The sequence below is a fragment of the Salmonella sp. SAL00653 genome, assembly GCF_046552515.1.
GTDB classification, from domain to species: Bacteria; Pseudomonadota; Gammaproteobacteria; order Enterobacterales; family Enterobacteriaceae; genus Salmonella; species Salmonella enterica.
Window position 1 is genome coordinate 132,609 of record NZ_JBGDTY010000001.1, and the last position, 15,437, is coordinate 148,045.

Consider the following 15,437-nt stretch of genomic DNA (forward strand, 5'->3'; position numbering starts at 1 on the left):
AACAGCTCACTATGCTCATCCAAAAAAGAGTTTTAAATGTCGTTGTGTTCGCAAAACGGGGAGCTCCGGGCGCGTAAAAACGTCCCGGAGCAGGCGGCTTAGATTTTTTCGATTTCCACCAGATTTGTATGTTGAGGATTCCCTTTTGCCAGGGGGGAAGGACGTAGCGTCGTGAGCGTATTGATGCAGGCGCCGTGGTCAATTTTATCGCCAGCCATATCCGCATTATGCCATGCGCCCTGACCCATCGCGCTGACGCCCGGCAGAATACGCGGCGTGACTTTGGCGGGTAGACGCACCTCTCCACGATCGTTAAAGACGCGAACCTTATCGCCATTCGCGATACCGCGTTTTTGCGCATCGAGCGGATTTATCCACACCTCCTGGCGACAGGCGGCCTGCAGAACATCAATATTGCCGTAGCTTGAATGGGTACGGGATTTATAGTGAAAGCCAAACAGCTGTAGCGGGAAGGTGCTCCGCTTCGGATCGTCCCATCCTTCAAAAGTAGGGGTATAAATCGGCAGTGGGCTTATCACGTCGCCTTCCGCCAGCTCCCAGGTACTGGCGATGTGAGCGAGTTTGCTTGAGTAGATTTCGATTTTACCGGACGGCGTTTTTAACGGATTGGCCTGCGGATCTTCACGAAATTTTTTATAGGCGACAAAGTGGCCGTTGGGATCTTTGCGTTTATAGATGCCCATTTTTTTCAGATCGTCATACGCGGGCAATGCCGGATCTCTTGCCTGCATTTTGGCGTACAGATATTGCAGCCATTGCGCCTGTGTACGGCCTTCGGTAAACCGCTGATACACATCGTCGCCGAGGCGTCTGGCGATTTCGCTGAGTACCCAGTAGATGGGCTTGCGCTCGAACTTAGGCGTCGTCGCCGGTTGGATAAAAATCAGATATCCCATATTGCCGGCGTAATCATTGGGGATGATATCCTCCTGTTCGACGGTCATGAGATCCGGCAGTAAAATATCAGCGTACTTCGCGGAAGAGGTCATAAAGTTGTCGATGACCACAATCATTTCGCATTTCGCTTCATCCTGAAGAATTTCATGGGTTTTATTAATATCCGAATGCTGATTAATCAGGGTGTTGCCAGCGTAGTTCCATAGAAATTTGATCGGGACATCCAGCTTATCTTTGCCGCGTACGCCGTCGCGCAGGGCGGTCATTTCCGGGCCGCGCGCAATGGCGTCCGTCCAGCTAAAGCAGGAGATGGCGGTTTTAACGGGATTCTCCAGGACCGGCAGACGTTCAATGGTAATGGTGTAAGTGGATTCGCGTGCGCCGCTATTACCGCCATGAATGCCGACGTTGCCGGTCAGAATCGGTAACATGGCGATGGCGCGAGCGGTTTGTTCGCCGTTCGCCTGACGCTGCGGGCCCCAACCCTGACAGATGTAGGCCGGCTTGACGCTGCCTATCTCGCGCGCCAGTTTGATAATCCGATCGGCGGGGATGCCGGTAATATGCGATGCCCACTGCGGCGTTTTGGCGATACCGTCCTCGCCCTGGCCCAAAATATAAGCCTTATAATGGCCATTGGGGGGCGCGTCAGCCGGAAGGGTCTTTTCATCGTAGCCGATGCAATAGTTATCGAGAAAAGGCTGGTCAACGAGATTTTCGTTAATCAATACCCAGGCAATTCCCGCCACCAGCGCGGCATCGGTGCCGGGGCGAATCGGTATCCACTCGTCTTCACGTCCGGCAGCGGTATCGGTATAGCGCGGATCTATTACGATCATGCGCGCATTTGAGCGTTCACGCGCTTGCTCCAGAAACCAGGTAATGCCGCCGCCGCTCATGCGTGTTTCAGCCGGATTATTGCCGAACATGACCACCAGTTTACTGTTTTCGATATCAGATGTGCTGTTGCCGTCGTTGGAACCATAGGTGTAGGGCATGGCGCAAGAAATTTGCGCGGTACTGTATGAGCCGTATTGATTCAACGAACCGCCGTAGCAGTTCATCAAACGCTTCACCGGCGAGGCGGCAGGCGACGAGCGGGTTATGTTGCCGCCTACGATGCCGGATGAATAGTGGATATAAACGGCTTCATTGCCGTAGGTCTCTACGGTCTTTTTCAGGCTGGCGCTAATGGTGTCCAGTGCTTCCTGCCAGCTAATGCGTTCAAATTTGCCTTCGCCGCGGCGGCCAACGCGTTTCATGGGATAGTTAAGGCGATCCGGATGGTTAATACGCCGACGGATTGAACGGCCCCGCAGGCAGGCGCGAACCTGATGATTGCCGTAGACATCGTCGCCAGTGTTATCAGTTTCAACCCACCAGACTTCATTATCTTTTACATGCAGACGCAGGGCGCAGCGACTGCCGCAGTTGACCGAACAGGCGCCCCAGACGATTTTATCTTCTTCGTTGCGCATAGCCTGCTGCACCGCCGCGGCCGCGGTACGCATCCCAAACGGTAAAGATACGCCTCCGGCAGCCAGCGCCAGTGAGCCAAGCGCCGCTGATTTCACTAACGTCCTGCGGCTAACGCCTGTTTGTTGCTTTTCTCCGGGCATCACTCACTCCATTGTCGTTATTATTTCGCTATATATTGATAACCATAACGAAATTATTAACATGCTAATGATGTAATGAGTTTACCCCTTTGGGAGTAAGGATTATTAATCCATGTCAAAGAGCGTTACCCTCCGGACCCGGAGGGCAGGAGGAGGTTATTGCGGTTCGGCGGATGAACCGTCCTGAGCGGGAGAGGTATTGGCTGGCGCATTGCCGCTGCTGGTGCGGGTATAAAGAATTTTATGCGTGTCGTTCGCGCAATGGCCCACCACCTGTGAGCCCGGCTGATCGGCCTGGTCGTTAGGAACGATAGTGAGCGTAAAATTATCCGCCGGCACGCCGTTATTGATGATACGTTGTTCAATATCGCTTTTTACTCTCTCGCACGATCCCGGTGCCGCCATCACCAGCGAGGGGGCGCTAACTAACGCCAGAGCGGCTATTGCAGTTGCGATTTTCATCATGAACTCCTGTGATTAGTGACGATGTTCTAAGCTTAGCATTTTTCGTGTAAATAACTGTATTTGCTAATATGATGATAAATATCTTTTCATCCTGGTGACACGTGTGAAGAAACCTCTTTTACTGACGTTATTGTGCATGATACTGGCAGGTTGTGATAACCCGAAATCCCTTGAGTCTTTTACGCCGGAAATGGCCAGTTTTTCGAACGAATTTGATTTTGATCCATTACGTGGTCCGGTAAAGGATTTCAGCCAGACATTGATGAGTGAGAATGGCGAAGTGGCGAAGCAGGTCACCGGTACGCTTTCACAAGAAGGCTGTTTTGATACGCTTGAGTTACACGATCTGGAGAATAATACGGAGCTGGCGCTCGTGCTGGATGCCAATTATTACCGGGATGCTCAGACGCTGGAAAAAAAGGTGCAGTTACAGGGGAAGTGCCAGCTGGCGGCGTTGCCTTCGGCGGGCGTGACCTGGGAAACGGACGACAACGGTTTTGTGGTATCGGCGACGGGCAAAGAGATGAAAGTCGAGTATCGCTATGATAGCGAAGGCTATCCGCTAGGTAAGACAACCATAAACTCGCAGAATACGCTCTCTGTGACGGCAAAACCCTCCGCAGACCCGCGTAAAAAGCTGGATTACACGGCAGTCAGCCGGGTGGATGATCGACAGGTCGGCAACGTCACACAGAGCTGCGAATATGATGCGTACGCGAACCCTGTTGACTGCCGGCTTGTTATCGTCGATGAGAGCGTTAAGCCGGCAGTGTCCCACCATTACACCATTAAAAATCGTATCGATTACTACTAAACCGGGCGCGGTGCGACTCTCCGTGACTACCGCGCCGCGCTTACTGCGCGGTGGGTTTCAGGAGTGTAGAACCGGACGTTTTATGTTCATCCAGATACTGCTGCTGGAAGATACACATGCGGATGGTGTTACGGTATTCGCCGTTAATGAAGAACTCATGAATCAGCTCGCCTTCTACTCTAAACCCGAGTTTACGGTAGATGTGAATCGCTTTTTCATTCTCTTTATCGACGATCAAATACAATTTATAGAGATTGAGTACGGTAAATCCGTAATCCATCGCCAGTTTGGCCGCGCGTGACGCCAGGCCTTTTCCCTGGTACTCCGGCGAGATAATAATCTGAAATTCCGCCCGCCGATGCACATGGTTAATTTCCACCAGTTCTACCAGCCCGGCGTTTTCACCGTCGCATTCGACGACAAAGCGCCGTTCGCTTTGGTCGTGGATGTGTTTGTCGTAGAGATCCGACAGTTCGACAAAAGCCTCATACGGCTCTTCAAACCAGTAACGCATAACGCTGGCATTATTATCAAGCTGGTGGACAAATCGTAAATCTTCACGCTCAAGCGGGCGCAGTCTGACCTTGTAGTCACTTGTCATACTGTATCCTTACACTTCCTTTTAGTTATCCTGCATCAGGGCGTAATAACGCGACCTGTACGACGATCCAGACACCGCAGCGTATTGGGCTCCCAATAGGCGTTGATGTTGGCGCTTTGCTCGCATTTATCGCGGTTATCAAAGGCGGCATCGGCTTTGTCCCACTCTTTTTCTGCGCGGGTATTCACTTTCTGGCGCAGACTGCGAGTGTCGTTCCATTGTTCCTTTTCCATCGCCGCTTCCTGACGACTTTGTGCGCTATCTCCCGATTCAATCACCAGTTTACTGGTTTCAGCGAATGCGGAAGTAGTATATACAACGGCCGCCAACGTAAGCATTGCCGTCAGGCACAGGCGTTTGCTCAGCGTATTGTTCATCACAACATCCTTTCATTAGAGGGGAAAAGCGGTAAACCACCTGTAAATTCTACACCAATCCTTATGCCTGGCATATACACAAGAATGGCCGGATAACCGTAACGATATTCTGTTGTATTATCACTTATCATTTCGTAACCAAATGAATCTCATGCTAAAGACGACTCTGCTTTTCTTTGTCACCGCCCTCTGTGAAATCATTGGATGTTTTCTTCCCTGGCTATGGCTTAAGCGCGGCGCCAGCGTGTGGTGGCTTCTGCCCGCCGCCGCGTCACTCGCGTTATTCGTCTGGCTTTTGACCTTGCATCCGGCGGCGAGTGGGCGGGTTTATGCGGCTTACGGTGGGGTATATGTCTGTACTGCGCTCCTGTGGTTACGTGTTGTCGATGGCGTCCGGCTCACGGTTTATGACTGGTGCGGCGCGCTGATCGCGCTGTGTGGAATGCTGATTATCGTCGTCGGATGGGGACGTACGTAACATTGCCGCGCGACCAGAACATTTTGTGATCTGGCAGCGCTTTTTACATCAATATACTTGTATGGTAGTGGCTCAGTTGGGTAAATTTCCTGCATCCCATAATGCGATGTAAGGAATAAAAATGAAGATTGTAGGGGCTGAAGTTTTTGTTACGTGTCCAGGGCGTAACTTCGTCACCTTAAAGATAACCACGGAAGACGGGATCACCGGTCTGGGGGATGCCACCCTGAACGGACGCGAGCTCCCGGTGGCCTCGTACCTTACCGATCACCTGTGCCCACAGCTCATCGGGCGGGATGCTCGCCGCATCGAAGATATTTGGCAGTTCTTCTACAAAGGCGCGTATTGGCGCCGTGGTCCTGTCACCATGTCCGCCATTTCCGCGGTTGATATGGCGCTATGGGATATTAAAGCCAAAGCCGCCAATATGCCGTTGTATCAGTTACTCGGCGGCGCTTCGCGTGAAGGCGTCATGGTGTATTGCCATACCACAGGCCACACCATCGACGATGTGCTGGAAGACTACGCGCGTCATAAAGAGCAAGGGTTCAAAGCAATCCGCGTGCAGTGCGGCGTTCCGGGGATGAAAACCACCTACGGCATGGCGAAAGGCAAGGGGCTGGCCTATGAGCCCGCGACAAAAGGCCAGTGGCCGGAAGAACAATTGTGGTCAACGGAAAAGTATCTCGATTTTACGCCAAAGCTGTTTGACGCCGTGCGTAATACGTTCGGGTTTAATGAACATCTTCTGCACGATATGCATCACCGACTGACGCCTATTGAGGCTGCCCGCTTTGGCAAAAGTATTGAAGACTATCGTTTGTTCTGGATGGAAGACCCGACGCCGGCTGAAAATCAGGCGTGCTTCCGCCTCATCCGCCAGCATACGGTCACGCCGATTGCCGTAGGCGAAGTCTTTAACAGTATCTGGGATTGCAAACAGCTCATTGAAGAGCAATTGATTGACTATATCCGCACCACGCTTACCCATGCCGGTGGTATTACCGGGATGCGCCGCATTGCTGATTTTGCCTCGCTCTACCAGGTGCGTACCGGTTCGCATGGGCCGTCCGATCTGTCGCCGGTTTGTATGGCCGCTGCATTACATTTCGACCTGTGGGTGCCTAACTTTGGTGTGCAGGAGTTTATGGGCTACTCCGAACAGATGCTGGAGGTTTTCCCGCATAACTGGACGTTCGAGGGCGGCTATAGGCATCCGGGCGACAAGCCAGGATTGGGCATTGAGTTCGATGAAAAACTGGCGGCGAAATATCCGTACGATCCAGCCTATTTGCCGGTGGCCCGCCTGGAAGACGGCACACTGTGGAACTGGTAAGGAGCGAAAAATGAAAAGCATCGTAATCGAAAAACCGAATACATTAACTATCGAAACGCGCGCGCTTCCACAGCCTGCGCCGGGCGAAGTTCGCATTAAAGTGAAACTGGCGGGTATCTGCGGTTCCGACAGTCATATTTATCGGGGACATAATCCCTTTGCAAAATATCCCCGTGTCATAGGCCATGAATTTTTCGGTGTCATCGACGCGGTAGGCGACAACGTCAATCACGACCGGATAGGAGAACGGGTATCCGTCGATCCGGTGATCAGTTGCGGGCATTGTTACCCTTGTTCAGTCGGTAAACCCAATGTGTGTACCTCGCTGGTGGTGCTGGGCGTGCATCGTGACGGCGGTTTCAGCGAGTATGCGGTGGCGCCGGCCCGTAATGCTCATCGCATACCGGACAACATCGCAGATCATCATGCCGTCATGGTTGAGCCGTTTACCATTGCGGCAAATGTGACGGGACAAGTGAATCCGACCGAGCAGGACGTGGCGCTTATCTATGGCGCAGGCCCGATGGGACTGACGACCGTACAGGCGCTGAAGGGGGTTTATCAGGTTAAAACGGTCATAGTCGTTGATCGCATTGAAGAGCGTTTAGCGATGGCGAAGCAGAGCGGCGCTGACTGGACCCTCAATAATGGTCAACATTCACTGGCGGAATTTCTACAGCAGAAGGCGCTAAAGCCGACCTTGATTGTCGATGCCGCCTGTCATCCCGCGATCCTGCAAGAGGCGATTACACTTGCATCGTCTGCGGCACGCATTGTCCTGATGAGATTTTCCAGCGACCCGTGTGAGATTGTACAGCAGGATATTACCGGAAAAGAGCTGGCTATTTATTCATCGCGTCTTAATGCCAATAAATTCCCGGTCGTGATTGACTGGCTGAATAAAGGGCTTATTGATCCGGATAAGCTGATAACGCATACATTTGATTATCAACATGTCACCGACGCGATTGAGCTTTTCGAGAAAGACCAGCGTCAATGCTGCAAAGTCTTACTCACGTTTGCGAAATAATATAAATAATTGCGAGTAAGTGGTACGCATCTTACCTCTTAGAGATTGCCTATATGACACAAATAAAGCATGAACGATCGACTCAGGATTTAGTGCGCGCTGCCGTATCTGGCTGGTTAGGCACCGCGCTTGAATTTATGGATTTTCAGTTATATTCACTAGGCGCGGCTCTGGTCTTCCATGAGATATTTTTCCCGGAACAGTCTGCCGCGATGGCGCTTATTCTGGCAATGGGCACCTATGGTGCAGGTTATATAGCCAGAATTATCGGCGCCTTTGTTTTTGGTAAAATGGGCGACCGCATCGGACGAAAAAAAGTATTGTTTATTACTATCACCATGATGGGGATCTGCACCACGCTGATTGGCGTACTGCCGACGTATGCGCAAATCGGCATTTTTGCGCCAGTATTACTGGTAACATTGCGAATTATACAGGGGCTGGGCGCCGGGGCGGAAATTTCCGGCGCGGGTACCATGCTGGCCGAGTATGCGCCGAAAGGAAAGCGTGGCATCATTTCCTCGCTGGTCGCGATGGGCACCAATTGCGGTACGTTGAGCGCGACGGCGATCTGGGCGGTGATGTTCTTTGCGCTTGAACGCGAACAACTGATCGCCTGGGGATGGCGTATTCCTTTCCTGGCGAGCGTCGTTGTTATGATATTCGCGATCTGGCTGCGAATGAATCTGAAAGAAAGTCCGGTATTCGAAAAAGTAAGCGAAGGTGAAAAATCGCCAGCGTTAACGCCTGCGTCAGAAAATACATTGGGCGCGATGTTTACCAGCAAATCTTTCTGGCTGGCCACAGGTTTACGTTTTGGACAAGCGGGGAATTCCGGACTTATTCAAACCTTCCTTGCCGGATATTTAGTTCAGACGTTATTATTTAACAAATCTATCCCAACCGATGCGTTAATGATAAGTTCCGTAATTGGTTTTATCACTATCCCACTATTAGGGTGGTTGTCCGATAAATACGGCCGTCGGCTGCCGTATATAATATTGAATATCTCCGCGATTATTCTCGCCTGGCCGATGCTGTCTATTGTGGTAGATAAAACGTATAGCCCTGGCGTTATTATGGCAGCGCTCATTGTTATTCATAACTTTGCCGTGCTGGGATTATTTGCGCTGGAAAACATCACCATGGCGGAAATTTTCGGATCGCGTAATCGCTTCACCCGGATGGCGATTTCAAAAGAGGCTGGGGGGCTGGTGGCGGTTGGCTTTGGCCCCGTCCTCGCAGGGATCTTTTGTAACATGACCGATTCCTGGCTGCCCATCTTAATTATGCTGGTGCTCTACTCGTGTATTGGTCTGATTTCTGCGCTGTTGATGCCGGAGGTCAGAGATCGCGACCTGAGTCTGCCTGAGGATGCGGCGGAAGCGACAGCGGCAAGAAGTTACGCCACTCCGCAACCCAGACGAGTTAAATCGTGTCGACGGTATGGCCGGAACGCTAATGCGGTTTCGGCCATGCTGTCCGGTCACTTTTGTTTAATCAGTGTAAATCCAAATGCACCAGGGCAGGCGTTACTCTGCGACTTCTCCGCTTTCAGAATATAGAGGTTATAAAATGCAAAACAGGCTTTTATCGGCAAAGGCGACGCTTCCTGATTACGATCGCGCGGCGCTGGCGGCGCGGATGGTCCATCTCGGTTTTGGCGCGTTTCATCGCGCGCATCAGGGGGTTTACACAGATATTCTGGCTGCGGAGCAGCATAGCGACTGGGGCTATTATGAGGTTAATCTTATTGGCGGCGAACAGCAGATTGCCGATCTAAAGCAGCAGGATAACCTCTATACCGTGGCGGAGATGTCGGCGGAAGCCTGGACGGCGCGTGTGGTGGGCGTCGTCAAAGCGGCGTTGCATGTCCAGGTTGATGGTCTGGAACGTGTGCTGGCGGCGATGTGCGAACCGCAAATAGCGATTGTGTCTCTGACCATTACCGAGAAAGGGTATTGTCATTCGCCAGCCACGGGCCAACTTCTGCTGGAACATCCCATGATTGCCGCCGACCTGCAAAATCCGCATCAACCGCTAACGGCACCGGGTATTATTGTCGAAGCGTTAGCGCGTCGTAAAGCCGCAGGCTTACCGGCATTTACCGTGATGTCCTGCGACAACATGCCGGAAAATGGGCATGTGACGCGTCAGGTTGTGACGGCTTATGCCCGGGAGGTGGATGCGGAACTGGCGATATGGATCGAGCAAAACGTGACATTTCCGTCAACCATGGTTGATCGGATTGTCCCTGCGGTCACGCCGGAGACGCTGGATAAAATCGAACAACTGACCGGCGTGCGCGATCCGGCGGGCGTCGCCTGCGAACCGTTTCGTCAGTGGGTGATAGAAGATACGTTTGTGGCGGGGCGTCCGCAGTGGGAAAACGCGGGCGCGACGTTGGTCGCCGACGTGGTTCCGTTTGAAGAGATGAAACTGCGAATGCTTAACGGCAGTCATTCATTCCTGGCTTATCTGGGGTATCTTGCCGGCTATCAGCATATTAATGACTGCATGGCTGACGACAACTATCGTCTGACCGCGCAGGCGTTAATGTTACGCGAGCAGGCGCCAACGCTGAAAGTCCAGGGGGTAGATTTACAGCGTTATGCCGATCAGTTGATTGCGCGTTACTGTAATCCGGCGCTGCGTCATCGTACCTGGCAGATTGCGATGGATGGTAGCCAGAAACTTCCGCAGCGTATGCTGGACTCCGTTCGCTGGCATCTTGCTAATCATAGCGATTTTGATTTGCTGGCGCTGGGCGTGGCGGGGTGGATGCGTTACGTTGGCGGCGTGGATGAACAGGGCAAGGCGATCGACATTAGCGATCCGCTATTGCCGGTTATTCAGCGCGCCGTGGCAAACAGTGAAGAAGGCGCCAGTCGTGTTAAGGCGCTGCTGGGAATGGCTGAAATTTTCGGCAACGATTTGCCGCAGGTGGCGCGGTTTACGCAAAAAGTGCAAGAAGCCTATGACAGTTTACTGACATATGGCGCGAAAGCGAGCGTGGCGAAATATGCCGAGCGGTTGAAATAGCGTAACAGAGACCCGGTAGCATTATGCTACCGGGAAGGCCGGAGCGGTTCTTAGCGGCCAGTGGTATCAGTTCATGCCAAGACGAATCAGTTCGACCGGCGCGAATTTACCTTCACAACCTTCGACAATCACCGTTTTGCCGCGGCGAATTTGACCTGCATCCAGACCTTCGCTCTCAATGGCTTTGATAATCCCGGTATGACCCGTGCCGCTTATCATGACCCGGCTACCGGTAGTGATTGCGTTACGGTTACGATCGTATGTCATCATGGTGTTTTCTCCTTTCAAACTTACAGCCAAAGCCCGCAGGTTTCCCCGCATGACGGGCGACATATAAATACGCTTATCGTTGCGAATTTTTTTTGTTTTTGATCAAGCTCACGGCTTTTTAGGCGGGAATGTGCAGGGTGAGAAAGCGGAGAAGGCGTCTCACCCCGACGTTAAAGGGGGTTAGTCTTCGCTAAACCAGCCGCTGTTTTCCTGACGGATAAGCTGAACGGATTCGCTAATTTCCTGCAAATGCTGGGTCATTGCGCTCTCAACCGCATTGCCGTCACGATTTTCCAGCGCGGAGAAAATATCATGGTGCTGGCGCAACAACATCTCCGGCGGAGAAACATGATCCAGACTCATATAGCGAACCCGGTCGATTGTCGCTTTGATATTTTCAATGGTATCCCACGCTAACTGGCAATCGGCGATCTGCGCCAGTTTTTGGTGGAAATCGTCATCAAGCTGGAAAAAATCATCAATCTGTTTGCGCTCGATGGCAATATGTTGCAGGTGCAGGTTTTGCGCCAGTTGATAGCACTGGTTGTCGGTGATCATCGCCGCCGCACGGCGGACCACCGCGCATTCGATCGCCTGCCGAACAAAGCAGCCATTCTGTACCTGAGAAAGCGAAATCTTATTCACATAACTACCGCGCTGAGGGCGGATCTGAATCAACCCATTTTCCGCCAGCTTTATAAAAGCCTCGCGCACCGGTTGACGCGAAACGTTAAAACGGGTTGAGACCTCTTTTTCTGATAGCGGCGTGCCAGGCGGGATAAGACAATGCACGATATCACGCCGAAGAATACGGTAAATTTGCTGGTTGACAGGCTGTGTAGGGTTAAGCTGCGTTTCGACGGTCATTCATTCTTACTTTTTAGGCGGTTGACCCGGATACTCTACCACTTTTCCGTGGCGGTCTATACCGATCATGTTTCTGGTTGCAGATACGTTTGCCAGGGATTACCCGGCCCGCAGACCGGGTATAACCCCTTAGCTACGGTGGACGCTGAGCCCTGCGAAGGATTGGGTAACAGGCATCATTTCAACGGTATTAATATTCACATGCGCGGGGAGTGTGGCCACCCACCATACCGCTTCGGTAATGTCTTCTGGCGTGAGCGCGGTGGTATTTTCGTAGGTTTTACCCGCTTTCTCATCGTCGCCTTTGAAACGGACGCTGGAAAACTCGGTACCGCCAACCAGACCCGGTTCAATGTCGGTCACGCGAACCGCCGTGCCGTGTAAATCCGTGCGCAAATTCAGGCTAAACTGGCGCACAAAGGCTTTCGTCGCGCCATAGACGTTGCCACCAGCATAAGGCCAACTGCCGGCGGTTGAACCGATGTTAATGATATGACAGCGATTACGTTCGACCATTCCTGGCAACACGGCGCGGGTCATATAAATTAAGCCTTTATTATTAGTATCGATCATAGTTTCCCAGTCTTCTACGCTGGCTTTATGCGCCGGTTCAAGACCCAGCGCCAGACCGGCGTTATTGACCAGCACATCAATATCGCGCCACTGCGCAGGCAGAGAGGTCATCATCTCTTCGATGGCCGCGCGGTTGCGCACGTCCAGTTGGGCGGTCAATACGTTCTCGCCAAGCTCATCTTTTAACGCTTGCAGGCGTTCATGACGACGTCCCGTGGCAATGACTTTATGTCCATTCTCAACAAAACGGCGTGCAATGCACTCGCCAAACCCTGCGGTTGCTCCAGTTACTAAAACGATCATCACACAGTTCCTCAACGCTTTTTGTGTTGTATTACCATAGCACGCGGCGTTTATGAAAGGGTAATCCTGGTTAACACGGTTGCGGTCAGCATAGGGGGAAGCTTACTCTTATGATCAACCTATTTTCAGGAGTGAAAAATGTCGACGAATCCTTTGTTAGACCAGAGTATGTTGCCCTATCAGGCACCGCGTTTTGATCGGATCAAAGATTGCCATTATCGTCCTGCTTTTGATGAGGGCGTGCGGCAAAAACGCGTGGAAATCGAGGCCATCGTCAATCATCCGGCGGCCCCTGACTTTACGAATACGCTTCTGGCGCTGGAGCAAAGCGGGGCGCTTCTGTCACGCGTCACCAGCATTTTTTTCGCGATGACGGCCGCGCACACTAACGATGAACTCCAGCGGTTGGATGAGGCCTTTTCTGCCGAGCTGGCGGCGCTCTCCAACGATATTTATCTGAATAGCGCGTTATTCGCTCGCGTGGATGCCGTCTGGCAACAGCGTCACTCACTGGGGCTGGATGATGAGTCGCTACGGTTGGTCGATGTGATCCATCAGCGTTTTGTGTTGGCAGGCGCGCAGCTTGCCGAAGAGGATAAAGCGCGACTGAAGGTATTGAATACTGAATCCGCGACCTTAATGAGTCAGTTTAATCAGCGTCTGCTGGCGGCAAGTAAAGCGGGCGGGCTGGCGGTAGATGACGCGCATTGCCTGGCAGGATTAAGCCCGGAAGAAATGACCGTCGCTGCTGAAGCGGCGCGTGAAAAAGGCCTGGAGGAGCGCTGGTTCATTCCGCTCCTTAATACGACGCAACAGCCTGCGCTTGCTACACTGTGCGATCGCCAGACTCGCGAAAATTTATTCGCAGCGTCATGGACTCGGGCGGAAAAAGGAGATGTCCACGATACCCGCGCTATCGTTCAGCGTCTGGTAGAGATTCGTCGCTGTCAGGCAAAACTGCTGGGTTTCCCCAATTATGCCGCATGGAAAATGGCCGATCAGATGGCGAAAACGCCGCAAGCCGCACTGAGCTTTATGCGTGGCATTGTGCCGCCAGCGCGTCAGCGTGTACTCAATGAACAGGCGGAAATTCAGAACGTCATTGATGGTGAGCAGGGCGGCTACACCGTTCAGGCCTGGGACTGGATGTTCTATGCCGAACAGGTACGGCGGGAAAAATATGCGTTAGATGAAGCGCAACTGAAGCCCTATTTTGCCTTAAATACGGTGTTGCAAGAGGGGGTTTTCTGGACCGCCAACCAGCTATTCGGCATCACCTTCGTCGAGCGTTTTGACATTCCGGTGTATCACCCTGATGTTCGGGTGTGGGAGATTTTCGATTCCGATGGTGTCGGCATGGCGTTATTTTATGGCGACTTCTTCGCGCGGGACTCGAAAAGCGGCGGCGCGTGGATGGGGAATTTTGTCGAGCAATCCACACTCAATGAAACCCGGCCCGTTATATACAATGTATGTAACTATCAGAAACCGGTTGATGGGCAGCCTGCATTACTGCTTTGGGACGACGTTATTACGCTCTTCCATGAGTTTGGTCATACGTTACATGGTTTGTTTGCCGTTCAGCGCTATGCCACGCTTTCAGGTACCAATACGCCCCGCGACTTTGTCGAGTTTCCCTCCCAGATTAATGAGCATTGGGCGAGCCATCCACGCGTGTTCGAACGCTACGCGCGTCATGTCGACAGCGGTGAAAAAATGCCCGCTGATTTACAGGAAAAAATGCGCAAGGCGAGTTTATTTAATAAAGGTTACGATATGACTGAATTGCTCGGCGCCGCATTGCTGGATATGCGCTGGCATATGCTGGAGGAGAGCGTAGCAGAGCAGTCTGTCGCTGAGTTCAAGCAGCAGGCGCTGGCCGCCGAGCATCTTGATTTACCGGCAGTGCCGCCCCGCTATCGCAGCAGTTATTTTGCCCATATCTTCGGCGGCGGCTACGCAGCGGGATACTACGCCTACCTGTGGACGCAAATGTTAGCGGATGACGGTTATCAATGGTTTGTAGAGCAGGGCGGCCTGACGCGTGAAAACGGGCAGCGTTTTCGTGATGCTACCCTTTCCCGGGGGAATAGTACTGATTTAGAAACGCTTTATTCAGCCTGGCGTGGACATGAACCGCATATTGACCCCATGTTGCAATATCGTGGGCTCGATCGCTAAGCTGATACGGTTGTTCGGCATTGTCGAACAACCGCCTGAAAATGAATCCTGCACTTCTGATGACAGCCAGTTAAATTTATGGGGTTAAGTTGTCTGAATATAACGAGGGCGTGCATTCGGATTTTTCTACTTATTTTCCCGTGGTGGCTTGATTGCCAATGATTTATTACCGCTTCGCTGTTGACGTTTTCGAAAATATATTTTTCGCTATGTGGCGGTATTATGTAAATAATGCAGAAATGAATTTGACACTGCGCACAGGGCGACTAGATTTAGAACTGTATCACATGATATGAGAAGACATATCATATTTAAAACGCAACATCATCATGAGGATTATATTATGGCAGAACATCGCGGCGGTTCCGGTAATTTTGCAGAAGATAAAGAGAAAGCCTCAGAAGCAGGTCGTAAAGGCGGCCAGCATAGCGGTGGGAACTTTAAAAACGACCCACAACGTGCATCTGAAGCGGGTAAAAAAGGCGGCCAGAATAGCCACAGTGGCGGACGGAAATCCGGCAATTAATTTTACTCCTGATATTTCGTAAATATATTCTGAAATA

Annotated in this window: 15 protein-coding genes; 8 read left to right on the forward strand and 7 right to left on the reverse strand. The window is 51.9% G+C overall.

Annotated features, from left to right (window positions below; genetic code table 11):
• Positions 1-98: 98 nt before the first annotated feature.
• The gene (gene ynfE, locus ACLJRU_RS00700) at positions 99-2,537 is read right to left on the reverse strand and encodes a selenate/tellurate reductase subunit YnfE (RefSeq protein ID WP_001117604.1); all 2,439 of its coding nucleotides are present in this window, start codon (positions 2,535-2,537) and stop codon (positions 99-101) included.
• Between the two features lie 156 nt (positions 2,538-2,693).
• Positions 2,694-3,002, reverse strand: coding sequence for a DUF1161 domain-containing protein (locus tag ACLJRU_RS00705; protein ID WP_000975518.1), 309 nt, complete (start codon positions 3,000-3,002; stop codon positions 2,694-2,696).
• A gap of 103 nt (positions 3,003-3,105) precedes the next feature.
• Between ACLJRU_RS00705 and ACLJRU_RS00710 the strand changes: the two genes are divergently transcribed.
• Positions 3,106-3,816, forward strand: a complete 711-nt coding sequence (locus ACLJRU_RS00710) for a YnfC family lipoprotein (protein ID WP_011264284.1) — start codon at positions 3,106-3,108, stop codon at positions 3,814-3,816.
• A 40-nt stretch (positions 3,817-3,856) separates the two neighbouring features.
• Here the strand turns inward: ACLJRU_RS00710 and speG are convergent, their stop codons facing one another.
• The gene (speG, locus tag ACLJRU_RS00715; RefSeq protein WP_000199997.1) at positions 3,857-4,417 is read right to left on the reverse strand and encodes a spermidine N1-acetyltransferase; all 561 of its coding nucleotides are present in this window, start codon (positions 4,415-4,417) and stop codon (positions 3,857-3,859) included.
• A gap of 35 nt (positions 4,418-4,452) precedes the next feature.
• Entirely contained in the window at positions 4,453-4,794 is a 342-nt protein-coding gene (locus ACLJRU_RS00720; RefSeq protein ID WP_001066440.1) for a DUF1283 family protein, read from the reverse strand.
• Between the two features lie 151 nt (positions 4,795-4,945).
• Here ACLJRU_RS00720 and ACLJRU_RS00725 point away from each other — a divergent pair, with 151 nt between their 5' ends.
• The 5 genes from ACLJRU_RS00725 to ACLJRU_RS00745 all read left to right on the forward strand — a co-directional run bounded on the left by ACLJRU_RS00725 (position 4,946) and on the right by ACLJRU_RS00745 (position 10,680).
• The gene (locus ACLJRU_RS00725) at positions 4,946-5,272 is read left to right on the forward strand and encodes a YnfA family protein (protein ID WP_000921389.1); all 327 of its coding nucleotides are present in this window, start codon (positions 4,946-4,948) and stop codon (positions 5,270-5,272) included.
• 121 nt (positions 5,273-5,393) lie between these two features.
• On the forward strand, positions 5,394-6,608 hold the full coding sequence (gene rspA / locus ACLJRU_RS00730) for a starvation-sensing protein RspA (protein ID WP_001539998.1): 1,215 nt from the start codon (positions 5,394-5,396) through the stop codon (positions 6,606-6,608).
• A 10-nt stretch (positions 6,609-6,618) separates the two neighbouring features.
• The gene (locus ACLJRU_RS00735; RefSeq protein WP_001539999.1) at positions 6,619-7,638 is read left to right on the forward strand and encodes a Zn-dependent oxidoreductase; all 1,020 of its coding nucleotides are present in this window, start codon (positions 6,619-6,621) and stop codon (positions 7,636-7,638) included.
• 53 nt (positions 7,639-7,691) lie between these two features.
• The gene (locus ACLJRU_RS00740) at positions 7,692-9,203 is read left to right on the forward strand and encodes an MFS transporter (RefSeq protein WP_038393990.1); all 1,512 of its coding nucleotides are present in this window, start codon (positions 7,692-7,694) and stop codon (positions 9,201-9,203) included.
• A gap of 10 nt (positions 9,204-9,213) precedes the next feature.
• Positions 9,214-10,680, forward strand: a complete 1,467-nt coding sequence (locus ACLJRU_RS00745) for a mannitol dehydrogenase family protein (RefSeq protein ID WP_023202401.1) — start codon at positions 9,214-9,216, stop codon at positions 10,678-10,680.
• 66 nt (positions 10,681-10,746) lie between these two features.
• On the opposite strand, the gene ydfZ is transcribed toward ACLJRU_RS00745, so the two are convergent.
• The 3 genes from ydfZ to ydfG all read right to left on the reverse strand — a co-directional run bounded on the left by ydfZ (position 10,747) and on the right by ydfG (position 12,693).
• Positions 10,747-10,950: a putative selenium delivery protein YdfZ gene (ydfZ, locus tag ACLJRU_RS00750; protein ID WP_000989267.1), complete on the reverse strand. Its 204-nt coding sequence runs from the start codon at positions 10,948-10,950 to the stop codon at positions 10,747-10,749.
• Positions 10,951-11,130: 180 nt separating this feature from the next.
• The gene (locus tag ACLJRU_RS00755) at positions 11,131-11,817 is read right to left on the reverse strand and encodes a GntR family transcriptional regulator (protein WP_000215562.1); all 687 of its coding nucleotides are present in this window, start codon (positions 11,815-11,817) and stop codon (positions 11,131-11,133) included.
• A 129-nt stretch (positions 11,818-11,946) separates the two neighbouring features.
• Positions 11,947-12,693 (reverse strand): bifunctional NADP-dependent 3-hydroxy acid dehydrogenase/3-hydroxypropionate dehydrogenase YdfG, encoded by a 747-nt coding sequence (ydfG, locus tag ACLJRU_RS00760; protein ID WP_023234938.1) that lies wholly within the window; start codon positions 12,691-12,693, stop codon positions 11,947-11,949.
• 138 nt (positions 12,694-12,831) lie between these two features.
• Here ydfG and dcp point away from each other — a divergent pair, with 138 nt between their 5' ends.
• Both dcp and ACLJRU_RS00770 read left to right on the forward strand, forming a co-directional pair.
• Complete coding sequence (gene dcp / locus ACLJRU_RS00765; protein ID WP_001540005.1) at positions 12,832-14,874, forward strand: peptidyl-dipeptidase Dcp; 2,043 nt, start codon at positions 12,832-12,834, stop codon at positions 14,872-14,874.
• A 343-nt stretch (positions 14,875-15,217) separates the two neighbouring features.
• A complete protein-coding gene (locus ACLJRU_RS00770; protein WP_000807642.1) occupies positions 15,218-15,400 on the forward strand; it encodes a general stress protein in 183 nt (60 codons plus the stop codon).
• Positions 15,401-15,437: the final 37 nt, after the last annotated feature.

What these genes read in the sequence shown, in the direction of transcription:
- ynfE (WP_001117604.1), bottom strand. Translation starts at nt 2,537, where the DNA reads ATGCCCGGAGAAAAGCAACAAACAGGCGTTAGCCGCAGGACGTTAGTG.
- ACLJRU_RS00705 (WP_000975518.1), bottom strand. Translation starts at nt 3,002, where the DNA reads ATGATGAAAATCGCAACTGCAATAGCCGCTCTGGCGTTAGTTAGCGCC.
- speG (WP_000199997.1), bottom strand. Translation starts at nt 4,417, where the DNA reads ATGACAAGTGACTACAAGGTCAGACTGCGCCCGCTTGAGCGTGAAGAT.
- ACLJRU_RS00720 (WP_001066440.1), bottom strand. Translation starts at nt 4,794, where the DNA reads ATGAACAATACGCTGAGCAAACGCCTGTGCCTGACGGCAATGCTTACG.
- ACLJRU_RS00725 (WP_000921389.1), top strand. Translation starts at nt 4,946, where the DNA reads ATGCTAAAGACGACTCTGCTTTTCTTTGTCACCGCCCTCTGTGAAATC.
- rspA (WP_001539998.1), top strand. Translation starts at nt 5,394, where the DNA reads ATGAAGATTGTAGGGGCTGAAGTTTTTGTTACGTGTCCAGGGCGTAAC.
- ACLJRU_RS00735 (WP_001539999.1), top strand. Translation starts at nt 6,619, where the DNA reads ATGAAAAGCATCGTAATCGAAAAACCGAATACATTAACTATCGAAACG.
- ACLJRU_RS00740 (WP_038393990.1), top strand. Translation starts at nt 7,692, where the DNA reads ATGACACAAATAAAGCATGAACGATCGACTCAGGATTTAGTGCGCGCT.
- ACLJRU_RS00745 (WP_023202401.1), top strand. Translation starts at nt 9,214, where the DNA reads ATGCAAAACAGGCTTTTATCGGCAAAGGCGACGCTTCCTGATTACGAT.
- ydfZ (WP_000989267.1), bottom strand. Translation starts at nt 10,950, where the DNA reads ATGATGACATACGATCGTAACCGTAACGCAATCACTACCGGTAGCCGG.
- ACLJRU_RS00755 (WP_000215562.1), bottom strand. Translation starts at nt 11,817, where the DNA reads ATGACCGTCGAAACGCAGCTTAACCCTACACAGCCTGTCAACCAGCAA.
- ydfG (WP_023234938.1), bottom strand. Translation starts at nt 12,693, where the DNA reads ATGATCGTTTTAGTAACTGGAGCAACCGCAGGGTTTGGCGAGTGCATT.
- dcp (WP_001540005.1), top strand. Translation starts at nt 12,832, where the DNA reads ATGTCGACGAATCCTTTGTTAGACCAGAGTATGTTGCCCTATCAGGCA.
- ACLJRU_RS00770 (WP_000807642.1), top strand. Translation starts at nt 15,218, where the DNA reads ATGGCAGAACATCGCGGCGGTTCCGGTAATTTTGCAGAAGATAAAGAG.